The organism is Streptomyces sp. NPDC006711, from assembly GCF_042869775.1.
Taxonomy (GTDB): Bacteria; Actinomycetota; Actinomycetes; order Streptomycetales; family Streptomycetaceae; genus Streptomyces.
Map to the genome: position 1 here is coordinate 148,438 of NZ_JBIAGO010000007.1, position 10,915 is coordinate 159,352.

The 10,915-nt window shown below is 72.8% G+C and carries 9 protein-coding genes; 2 read left to right on the forward strand and 7 right to left on the reverse strand.

What is annotated here, in order from left to right; genetic code table 11:
• Positions 1–151 precede the first annotated feature (151 nt).
• From whiA to ACFYM2_RS17010, 6 genes are all read right to left on the reverse strand, one after another.
• A complete protein-coding gene (gene whiA, locus ACFYM2_RS16985) occupies positions 152–1,141 on the reverse strand; it encodes a DNA-binding protein WhiA (RefSeq protein WP_120724474.1) in 990 nt (329 codons plus the stop codon).
• Positions 1,132–2,262 carry a uridine diphosphate-N-acetylglucosamine-binding protein YvcK gene (gene yvcK / locus ACFYM2_RS16990; protein ID WP_388837140.1) on the reverse strand — a complete coding sequence of 377 codons (1,131 nt, stop codon included), beginning with the start codon at positions 2,260–2,262 and terminating at the stop codon, positions 1,132–1,134. Before yvcK ends, whiA begins: the two co-directional genes overlap by 10 nt.
• Positions 2,151–3,098, reverse strand: a complete 948-nt coding sequence (gene rapZ / locus ACFYM2_RS16995) for an RNase adapter RapZ (protein WP_359007431.1) — start codon at positions 3,096–3,098, stop codon at positions 2,151–2,153. Before rapZ ends, yvcK begins: the two co-directional genes overlap by 112 nt.
• Positions 3,095–5,221 (reverse strand): excinuclease ABC subunit UvrC, encoded by a 2,127-nt coding sequence (gene uvrC / locus ACFYM2_RS17000; protein ID WP_388457327.1) that lies wholly within the window; start codon positions 5,219–5,221, stop codon positions 3,095–3,097. Before uvrC ends, rapZ begins: the two co-directional genes overlap by 4 nt.
• Before the next feature lie 570 nt (positions 5,222–5,791).
• Complete coding sequence (locus ACFYM2_RS17005) at positions 5,792–6,640, reverse strand: hypothetical protein (protein ID WP_388457484.1); 849 nt, start codon at positions 6,638–6,640, stop codon at positions 5,792–5,794.
• 5 nt (positions 6,641–6,645) lie between these two features.
• Positions 6,646–7,266 carry a papain-like cysteine protease family protein gene (locus tag ACFYM2_RS17010; RefSeq protein ID WP_388836918.1) on the reverse strand — a complete coding sequence of 207 codons (621 nt, stop codon included), beginning with the start codon at positions 7,264–7,266 and terminating at the stop codon, positions 6,646–6,648.
• Between the two features lie 239 nt (positions 7,267–7,505).
• Between ACFYM2_RS17010 and ACFYM2_RS17015 the strand changes: the two genes are divergently transcribed.
• Positions 7,506–8,432 carry a hypothetical protein gene (locus tag ACFYM2_RS17015; RefSeq protein WP_359007443.1) on the forward strand — a complete coding sequence of 309 codons (927 nt, stop codon included), beginning with the start codon at positions 7,506–7,508 and terminating at the stop codon, positions 8,430–8,432.
• 199 nt (positions 8,433–8,631) lie between these two features.
• Here the strand turns inward: ACFYM2_RS17015 and ACFYM2_RS17020 are convergent, their stop codons facing one another.
• Positions 8,632–9,060 carry a Rieske (2Fe-2S) protein gene (locus ACFYM2_RS17020; protein ID WP_267053822.1) on the reverse strand — a complete coding sequence of 143 codons (429 nt, stop codon included), beginning with the start codon at positions 9,058–9,060 and terminating at the stop codon, positions 8,632–8,634.
• A gap of 806 nt (positions 9,061–9,866) precedes the next feature.
• Here ACFYM2_RS17020 and ACFYM2_RS17025 point away from each other — a divergent pair.
• A complete protein-coding gene (locus ACFYM2_RS17025) occupies positions 9,867–10,763 on the forward strand; it encodes a carbohydrate kinase (RefSeq protein WP_388836923.1) in 897 nt (298 codons plus the stop codon).
• Positions 10,764–10,915: the final 152 nt, after the last annotated feature.

A 10,915-nucleotide genomic window follows, 5' to 3' on the forward strand; every position in this document is an offset into this window, starting at 1 on the left:
ACGGACGTGGACAGACGCCAGGCTCATGACTCTTCATGATCATGTCAATACCGCGCCGGTTCGCGCCGGACCGGCCGGAAACGGCGGCCGGCGCCCACCAAGTGGGCGCCGGATCACGGCAGTTGTCGCGGACGAGGCCGGGGAGGGCCGCTCAGCCGACCAGGCCGTCCGCCATCTCCTCCGTCAAATTGGACTCCGTGCCGGGGATGCCCAGGTCCTGGGCCCGCTTGTCGGCCATCGCCAGCAGGCGCCGGATCCGGCCCGCGACCGCGTCCTTGGTCAGCGGCGGGTCGGCGAGCGCGCCCAGCTCCTCAAGGGATGCCTGCTTGTGCTCCATGCGCAGCCGGCCGGCGGCCGCCAGGTGCTCGGGCACCTCGTCGGCCAGGATCTCCAGGGCGCGCTGGACCCGGGCCCCCGCGGCGACCGCGGCCCGGGCCGAGCGGCGCAGATTGGCGTCGTCGAAGTTGGCCAGGCGGTTGGCGGTGGCGCGGACCTCGCGGCGCATCCGCCGCTCCTCCCAGGCCAGCACCGACTCGTGCGCGCCGAGCCGCGTCAGGAGCGCGCCGATCGCGTCACCGTCACGGACGACCACCCGGTCCACACCGCGGACCTCGCGCGCCTTGGCCGCGATCTGGAGCCGCCGCGCGGCGCCGACCAGGGCGAGGGCCGCCTCCGGGCCCGGGCAGGTCACTTCGAGGGACGAGGAACGGCCCGGCTCGGTCAGCGAGCCGTGCGCCAGGAACGCGCCGCGCCAGGCGGCCTCGGCGTCACAGGTGGCGCCCGACACCACCTGGGGCGGCAGGCCCCGGATGGGCCGGCCGCGCCCGTCGACGAGCCCGGTCTGGCGGGCCAGCTGGTCGCCGCCCGCCACGACCCGTACGACGAAGCGCGAGCCCCTGCGCAGACCGCCCGGGGCCATCACGATCAGCTCGGAGCTGTGCCCGAAGATCTCCAGAATGTCCCGCTTGAGCCGGCGTGCCGCCATCGCGGTGTCCAGCTCCGCCTCGATCACAATGCGGCCGCTCACCAGGTGCAGCCCGCCCGCGAATCGAAGAATCGCCGAGACCTCCGCCTTCCGACAGCAGGTCCGGGTGACGGGCAGCCGGGAAATCTCGTCCTTCACCGCCGGCGTCATCGCCATGGGCCGATCCTTCCATGCATCCGAAAAATACGGTCGTACGCGGCGGCCAACAGCTCCGGATCGTGCTTCGGAGAACCATCGGGCCTGGCCACGGGCGCCAGCTCGACCTCGGCTCCGAGCCGTTTCGCGGCTTCGGTCAGGCTCCCCCGGTCGGGCACGGCGGCCACATCGGCCAGCACCACGTCGAAGGCGAGTTTAGGGGCGTGTCGTCCCAAAACCTCCAAATGACGCTGCGGTGAGAACCCATCGGTTTCACCCGGTTGTGGCGCGAGGTTCAACGAGAGGACACGGCGGGCCTTGGTCTCGGTGAGCGCGTCGAGCAGTTCGGGCACCATCAGATGCGGGATGACGGAGGAGAACCAGGAGCCGGGACCGAGCACCACCCAGTCCGCGTCGAGCACGGCGGCGACCGCCTCGGGAACGGCCGGCGGATCGTGCGGGACGAGCCGCACGGACAGCACCTCGCCCGGGGTGAGCGCCACCGTGGCCTGCCCGCGCACGGTGTCCACGTCGTCGGGCCGCCCCACGTCATGACCCCGTACGAGGGCTTCGAGCTCCAGCGGCACCGCCGACATCGGCAGCACCCGGCCCTGGGCGCCGAGCAGCTTGCCGACCAGGTCGAGAGCCTGCACATGATCGCCCAGCTGCTCCCACAGGGCGACGATCAGGAGGTTGCCCACGGCGTGCTCGTGCAGCTCGCCCTTGGACTGGAAGCGGTGCTGGATCACCCGGGCCCAGGTCTGGCCCCAGTCGTCGTCCCCGCACAGCGCGGCCAGCGCCTTGCGCAGGTCGCCCGGCGGCAGCACGCCCAGCTCGTCGCGGAGCCGGCCGCTGGAGCCGCCGTCGTCGGCGACCGTGACGACGGCGGTAAGATCGCCGGTGATCCGGCGCAGCGCGGCGAGCGAGGCCGAAAGGCCCATGCCGCCGCCGAGCGCGACGACCTTGGGCTGGGCGCCCCGCTTGCGACCGGTGCGCAGCCCCGGTCCGACGGTGCGCCGGCGGTACACCTTCACTCGCGCCCCATGTCCCGGTGTACGACGACGGTCTCGATCCCCTCGGAGGCGAGGCGGGCGGCCAGCTTCTCCGACATGGCCACCGAACGGTGCTTCCCGCCGGTGCAGCCCACCGCGATCGTCACATACCGCTTGCCCTCACGGCGGTAGCCCGCCGCGATGAGCTGAAGCAGCTCGCTGTACTGGTCGAGGAACTGCTTGGCGCCGGGCTGGTTGAAGACATAGCCCGACACCTCCTCGTTGAGGCCGGTGAACGGCCGCAGCTCCGGGACCCAGTGCGGGTTGGGCAGGAAGCGGCAGTCGACCACCAGGTCGGCGTCGACCGGCAGGCCGTACTTGTAGCCGAACGACATGACGGTGGCGCGCAGCTCCGGCTCCTCGTCGCCGGCGAACTGGGCGTCCATCTTGGCGCGCAGCTCGTGCACGTTGAGGCTGGAGGTGTCGATCACCAGGTCGGCGTCGCCGCGCAACTCGCGCAGCAGGTCGCGCTCGGCGGCGATGCCGTCCACGATCCGGCCGTCGCCCTGGAGCGGATGCGGGCGGCGCACCGACTCGAAGCGCCGTACGAGCGCGTCGTCGGAGGACTCCAAAAAGACGATCCGGCGCGTGACCTCCTTGGCGTCGAGATCGGCCAGCGACTCGCGCAGATTGTCGAAGAACCGGCGGCCGCGTACATCCACGACGACGGCGATCCGCGCCACATTGCCCTGGGAGCGGGCGCCGAGCTCGACCATCGTCGGGATCAGCGCGGGCGGCAGGTTGTCGACGACGAACCAGCCCAGGTCCTCCAGGCACTTCGCGGCGGTGCTGCGCCCGGCACCCGACATACCGGAGATGATCACCAGCTCGGGGATGGGCGCATCGGCCCCGCCGGCCTCGGTGGTCGTGCCCGTACTCACGTGTACTCCCGCTTCTCGGTCTTCATCGTGCTGCTGCTCGTTCATGGCGTGCTGCCCCCGTCGTCCTCTTCCATGATCTCTCCTGTCGCCGTGTTGACGGCGGGCGCGGCCGGAGCGGCCCCGGCGAGGGCCGCGGCAATGGTCTCGGCCGTCTTGCGGCCTATGCCGGGCACCTCGCAGATCTCCTCGATTGTCGCCGACCGGAGCCGCTTGACCGAGCCGAAGTGCTTGATCAGGGCGTGTTTGCGGGTGTCGCCGAGGCCGGGCACGGCATCCAGCGGCCCCGCCCTGAAGCGCTTGGCCCGTTTGGCGCGCTGGTAGGTGATGGCGAACCGGTGCGCCTCGTCACGCACCCGTTGCAGCAGGTACAGGCCCTCACTGGTGCGGGGCAGCACCACGGGGTCGTCCTCGCCCGGCACCCAGACCTCTTCGAGCCGCTTGGCGAGCCCGCAGACGGCGATGTCGTCGATGCCCAGCTCGTCCAGGGCCCGCTGCGCGGCGGCGACCTGCGGCTGCCCGCCGTCCACGACGAGAAGCTGCGGCGGATAGGCGAACCGCTTGGGCCGCCCGTCCTCCTCCTGGAACGCGGAGACCTCGCCGGGGGGCGGGACGGGCACGGGCGTCGACGCGGGGTCGGGGCCCCGGTCGCCGGGGTCGCCGAGGTCGCCGGGGCCGGGGCCGGGGTCGGATGCCGGGGCGGGCGTCTCGGGCGCGGGGTTCGCGTCGCCGCTCTCCTGGGCCTCGTCCTCGACCCACTCCCCCGTCCGCGCCTTCTCGGCCAGATACCGCTTGAAGCGGCGGCTGATCACCTCGTGCATGGACCGCACGTCGTCCTGGCCCTCGAAGCCCTTGATCTGGAAGCGCCGGTACTCGCTCTTGCGCGCCAGACCGTCCTCGAAGACGACCATCGACGCCACGACGTCGTCACCCTGGAGGTGCGAGATGTCGAAGCACTCGATGCGCAGCGGCGCGCTGTCGAGCTCCAGGGCGGCGGCGATCTCCTCCAGGGCGCGCGAGCGCGTCGTGAGGTCGGACGCGCGCTTGGTCTTGTGCAGCATGAGGGCCTGCTGGGCATTGCGCCCGACCGTCACCATCAGGGCCTTCTTGTCGCCGCGCTGCGGAATGCGCAGCGAGACGTTGGACCCGCGCCGCCCGGCGAGCCAGCCGCTCACCGCGTCCGCGTCCTCGGGCAGCGCCGGGACCAGGACCTCCTTGGGTACGGTGTCGCCGCTCTCCTCCCCGTACAGCTGCTGGAGCGCGTGCTCGACCAGGCCCGCGGTGTCGACCGCCTCGACCTTGTCGGTGACCCAGCCGCGCTGGCCCCGCACCCGGCCGCCGCGCACGTGGAAGATCTGGACGGCTGCCTCCAGCTCGTCCTCGGCGACCGCGATGAGGTCGGCGTCGGTGGCGTCGGTGAAGACGACCGCGTTCTTCTCCAGCGCCTTGCGCAGCGCCTCCCGGTCGTCGCGCAGCCGCGCCGCGCGCTCGTACTCCATGTCCTCGGCCGCGGCCATCATGTCCTGCTCGACGCGGCGCAGATGGGCGCCGGTGCGGCCGGCCATGAAGTCGCAGAAGTCCTCGGCCAGTTCGCGGTGTTCCTCGGGGGTGACGCGACCGACGCAGGGCGCCGCGCACTTGCCGATGTAGCCGAGCAGGCAGGGGCGGCCGATCTGGGCCGAGCGCTTGAACACGCCGGCCGAGCAGGTGCGGACCGGGAAGACGCGCAGCATCAGGTCGACGGTCTCGCGGATCGCCCAGGCCTGCCCGTACGGGCCGAAGTAGCGCACGCCCTTCTTCTTGGCGCCGCGCATGACCTGGACGCGGGGGAACTCCTCGTTCATCGTCACCGCGAGGTAGGGATAGCTCTTGTCGTCGCGGTACTTGACGTTGAAGCGGGGGTCGAACTCCTTGATCCAGGAGTATTCGAGCTGCAACGCCTCGACTTCGGTGGCGACGACGGTCCACTCCACGGAGGCGGCCGTGGTGACCATCGTGGCCGTGCGGGGGTGCAGACTCGTCAGTGGCTGGAAGTAGTTGGCGAGCCGCTGGCGCAGGGACTTCGCCTTCCCGACGTAGATCACCCGGCGGTGTTCGTCGCGGAATTTGTAGACCCCCGGCGAGTCGGGGATCTGTCCCGGCTTGGGGCGGTAGGTGGAGGGGTCTGCCATGCCCACCACCCTACTGTCGCCCGCCGACAACCCACCGCGCCCGGTGCTCGTGCGGGCCGCCACCAGCCCCGCCAGGGGCGGGGAACTGCGCGGGCGAGCAGCATCCCACGCGGGCCGGCACAAGCCCTGCCAGGGGCGCGGGGAACTGCGCGACCAGCCACGCACGATCCGCAGCCGAACTCCCTGGGGCTCCGCCCCAGACCCCGTTCGCGCTGAACGCGCTCGTCCTCAAACTCCCCCAAGGCCTTAAGGGCCAGGGGGGACCCCCATGACGGGCTGAGGGTGCCCATGCGGGCAAGCACCAGCCCCGCCAGGGGCGCGGGGAACTGCGCGAGAAGCGACCACGATCCGCAGCCGAGGCCCCTGGGGCTCCGCCCCAGACCCGTTCGCGCTGAACGCGCTCGTCCTCAATCGCCGGACGGGCTGAAGATGCCCGTACGGGCATGCACGGACCCTGTCAGGGGCTGAGGTTCCCGTGTGGGCCAGCACGAGCCCTGCCAGGGGCGCGGGGAACTGCGCAAACGGACGTGAGCCGGTGCGGGACGTGGGGGCCCCGCACCGGCCCGGGCGTCACTCCTGGCCCACGCCCGCGCGACGCCGGCTGACCACGACCACCCCGGCCAGACCAAGCACGAGCACCGCACCCGCCCCGGCCACACCGAAGACCGTCCCCGACGTGTCACCCCGGCCCGCGACGACCGCGGCCTGCGCCGCCTGGGCCCGGGCCTCCCCGGCCGTCTCCGCGTACCCGCCCGCCTTGCCGGACCTGTCGTACGCCGACCCCGGCAACTTGTCGCCGTACGCCCGCGCCACCCGCTTCTGGTACCCGGCCAGCGTCGTCCCGTTCGCGCCCACCGCCTTGACCGCGTCGTCGTCCAGCGGCAGCACCTTGTCGCCCTTCTCCACGTACCAGGCGTTGATCTGCGGCTCCTGGAACACGGTCCCGCCGGGCAGCTTCGCGGCGCCGGCCTCCGCGTAGTGGGACTCGTCGTCGCCGGTGGCTATGTTGACGACCTTCCAGGACGAGCCCTGGGGAACCGTCCACAGCGAGGCCTTCTGCCCGTCGGAGGAGACGGCGGTGGAGGCCAGGTACTCCAGCTGGGCGACGGGCGCGCCGGCCTTGCCCGCCACGAACGCCTCGGACAGCGCGTAGACGGGCACGGCGTCACCCTCGATGCGCGGGGACGCGGCCTTCAGCGCCACCTTGCCGTCCCGCGCGAAGAAGCGGGAGAGCGTGTCGAGGGTGGCGGGGGCGGACGCGGCCTCGTGCGCCGCCGCCTTTGACTGGGCGGAGGCGAGCGGCGCCTGGTCGGCGAGGGCGTGCGGGGCCGCGAGCCCGACCAGGGCGGCGGCCACGGCCACCGGCGCGGTCAGGAGACCAGCCTTGGAAGTGAGGCGGGTGAGGCGGGTCGACTTCATCGTGCTCACGCCCCGATCCGGTAGAGCGAGTGGGTCCAGGAGAAGGAGTCGTTGCTGACGTACCAGTCGTGCGCCGCCCAGTTGTAGCGGGTGCTGGAGGGCCAGGGATCGCCCCAGTACACCCACGAGTTGGCGTCGTCGTAGCCGTACACCACGTGCATGTGGCCACCGCCGCTCGACCACTGGATGCGGGTCTCGATGGGACGGTTGTTGTTGATCTCGGTCTGTACGGTCGAGTACCGCAGCCAACCGGTCACGTAGGAGCCGGAGCTGATGCCCGCCCAGTCGAGCGCGTTCTGCACATTGCCGAGGTCCGCCTGCCAGTTGGGGCAGTCGTAGCCCTGCGCCCGGCCGAAGGCGGCGTTGCAGAACTGGTTCTGGGTGTAGGTGCGGCCGAACCAGGTGGCGATGGTGTTGCCGCTGCCGGCCCAGCACCAGTTGTCCTTCTGCTGGGACTGCATGGTGATGTTGAGCCGCTTGGAGCCGGTGGTGCTCGCCGCGGCGGCTGCGGCGGGCACCGGCTTGTCGTGGTGCGGGGCGGCGGCGGTGGCTGTCGCCGTGGGGGCGGCGAACAGGGCCGCCACCACGAGGGTGAGGGCCGAAAGCCGTCTCTTCTTGTCGCGCATCGCGTTCCTCCCATGGCGGAGTGGGGGGTGGGGATCGTGGAGGGAGCGCGTCCGGACGCTTGTCGTTGAGCATCGGACGTTGTCGAGAACAGGTCAACGCGCTTCAATGCGGGGTGGGACGCGGGTGTGAACGAAGTGGCCGGAGTGTGAACAACCCCTTGTCCGCCACCAGGTTTTCCCCGACCTGCCGCCATGCCGTGCCCACCCCCCACCGTGAACGTTCACTGAGGAGTTTGGCCATGCTCCACACCGAGTCCGACCTGGAACAGGCGCTGCACACCGGCCCCTTCCACCTGGCCCTGCGCGCCGCGCTCTCCGTACGGGGCCTGCCGCTCCAGCGCGTCCAGCACCATCTCGCCGGGCGCGGCATCAAGGTCGGTGTGACCAGCCTGAGTTACTGGCAGCAAGGGGCGCGCCGGCCACAGCGCGCCGAGTCGCTGCGCGCGGTACGCGGCCTTGAGGACGTGCTCGGGCTGCCCGCCAACTCCCTGCTGCGCCTGCTCGACGACGCGTCCACGGCCGAGGTGGACCGGCCCGCCGGGCGGCGCACCTACCGTTCGCTCGTCGAGGCGTCGGGCGTGGTGGAACAGCTCATCGCCGGTCTTGAGGCGCCGGTGGACGGCGGCCTGCACACCGTCGGCCACCACGAGCGCATCCGCATCGGCGCGGGCCGTGAGCTGCAAGGACGCGACTCGCAGCACGTGGTGCGGGCCCACCGCGACGGCGTCGACCGCTATCTGGCCATCCACCGGGGGGACCCGGGGTGCGATCCGGGGCGGGTGGAGGTGCGCGCGGGCGAGAACTGCCGCACCGGGCGGGTGCGCTGGGACGCCACCACCGGGGTCCTGGTCGCCGAGCTGCTGTTCGACACGCGACTGAGGGCCGGTGAGACGTTTCTGTTCGAGTACGGCTTCGAGGACGGCACGGGCGGCCCGAGCCAGGAGTACGTACGGGGCTTCACCTTCGCCGGCGGGCAGTACGTATTGCAGGTGCGCTTCGACGACCGGGCGCTGCCGGTCCGCTGCCGCCGCTTCGCCCAGACCTCCACGGGCGCCACCCGCTCGGGGCGCAGCGACCTCACCCTCAGCGGCCGCCACCGTTCGGTGCACCTGGTGGAGCAGGGGGTGCGGCCCGGCATCCTGGGCATCGACTGGGACTGGGAGTGACCCCACGCGCCCGGGTGGGTCGGAATGAGCGGCCCTAGGGGGTGTCTGGTGGATCAGGGTCGGTCAGGGCGCGGCGTCTGGTGCGGTGCATCGCAAGGCGCCGGAGCGTCTCGATAGCGGAGCTATCGGGGCGATTCGGCAACGCCGCGAGGTGCCGTGCCAGACGCCGCGCCCCCGGCCATGGTCCACCAGACACCCCCTAGGCGTCGGGGCCGGCCACCAGCTGCCCGTCCTTGAGCTTGACCGGCACCGACGGCAGCGGCACGGTGGCAGGGCCCTGCACGGGCTTGCCGGTCATCACGTTGAAGCGGCTGCCGTGGCAGGGGCAGTTCGCGTGGCCGTCCTCGATCTTCTCCAGGAGGCAGCCGGCGTGCGTGCACTGCGCGCTGAACGCCTTGTACTCGCCCTTCGCCGGGCAGCACACCATGACCCGCTGCTCGCGGTAGAGCTTGGCGCCGCCGACGGGGACCGCGTCGGGCGAGCCGAGCGGTTCGGGGGCGGTCGGGGTCGGCGTCTCGGCGTGGCCGAGCTTGGACTCGGTGGAGCAGGCGGCTACGCCGACCCCCGCGGCCCCGGCGAGGGCGGCGCCTTTCAGCACGGTGCGACGGGCGGCGGGCTGGCCGGTCATGGCTACTCCACTGAATCACTGGATCACGGCCGGCCACCGGCGACGGCCCATGGAGACCGCCCCACAACCGACCCGGGTTGCACACCCGACGATACCGGCGCATCCCCCACCCCTTACGCCGGGGCCGTCCGACGGGGACGGCCCGGGCCAAGCCCATGCCGGCATGGCCCCCACCCCCTGGCCGGGGCGGGGCAGGACACGGCTATCCGGGCAAACCGCCGCACGCGGGCGGGAAGGGCCCGGCCACTGCCCGGGCCACGCTGAGCCCGCCCCCGGCCGGAGCGGGCAGGGCTGTCCGGGCAGGCCACCGCACACGGGCCGGGAGGACCCGACCGTTTCCCGGGACGCGTCAATCCTGCCCCTTGGCCGCGGCTGGCACGGCTGTGCGGGCGCGGGCCGCCCATGCCGGCATGGCCACCCTCCCCTGGCCGGGGCGGGGCAGGGGGGATGTGTGGGCAAACCGCCGCACGCGGGCGGGGAGGGCCCGGCGTTTCCGGGGGCGCGTCAACCCGGCCCCCTCGCCGGGGACGGCTGTACGGGCGGGCCACCGCACGCGGACCCGGCCACTGCCTGGGATACGCCAATCCCGACCCCGGCCGGAACGGGCACGGCTCTACGGACGGGCCGCCGCACCCCGGCGGGTGGATCCGGCCCCTTGGTCAGGGGGCGCGGCTCGGTGGGCAGACTGCCGTACGGGGCCGGGAGGGCCCGGTCATTGCGCGGGGCTGCGGCGCGCGGCGGCCGGGAGGCGGGCCACCCCTGGCCGGGGGCTGCGGCGCGGCGGTGGGATGGGTTACGTTCTCGCCGTGATCGTCGTCGCCGGAGAATCCCTCATCGACCTCGTGCCGCAGCACCCCGAAAATCCGCTGGGGCCGCTGGCGCCACGTCTGGGGGGCGGCCCGTACAACACGGCCGTCGCCCTGGGGCGGCGCGGTGCGCCGGTGGCCTTCTGCTCGCGGATGTCCACGGACGGCTTCGGCGAAGCCCTCATCGCCGGCCTGCGCACGGCCGGCGTGGACACCTCACTGGTGCAGCGCGGCCCGGAACCGACCCCGCTCGCGGTCGCGACACTGGCCGCCGACGGCTCGGCGGGGTACGCCTTCCACATGGCCGGCACCGCGGACCGGCTCTTCGAGCTGCCTACTCAACTGCCCTCCTCCGTCAGCGCGTTGGCGCTGGGCAGCTGCTCCCTGATCCTTGAGCCGGGGGCGAGCGCGTACGAGGCCCTGCTGCGCAGGGAGGCGGCGCGCGGGGTCCTGACGCTGCTCGACCCCAACATCCGCCCGGCCCTGATCCCGGACCCGAACGCCTTCAAGGCCCGCTTCGTGAGCCGACTGCCGTACGTCTCCCTCCTGAAGCTGTCCGAGGAGGACGCCGCGTGGCTGGGCGGGACGCCCCAGGAGTGGCTGCGGGAGGGCCCGCGCGCCGTGGTGGTCACACGGGGCGGGGAGGGCCTGACGGTCCACACCGCGCGGGGCGCCGAGCATTCCGTACCGGCCGAGCGGGTGGAGGTGGCGGACACGATCGGCGCCGGCGACACGGTGAACGCGGCGCTGCTGCACCGCCTCGCGCCCCACCCCGAAGCCCTGGCCACCGCGGACTGGCCGTCGGTCCTGCGTCACGCGGCGAAAGCGGCGGCCCTGACCTGCACGAAGAGGGGCGCCGAGCCCCCCACAGCAGAGGAACTGACCGCTCACCCGTAGGGCGGGGGCCAGCCCGGTGACCTAGGCACCCTCCCCGCCGCAGGCCAGACCCCGGCCCGGGCTCGCAGGGGCACGGGGCCGGGCTCCGGGGCCCCAACCATCCATCCCGCCGCGAGGGCACAACCGCCCCCGAGCCCACCCCACCGCAGGGG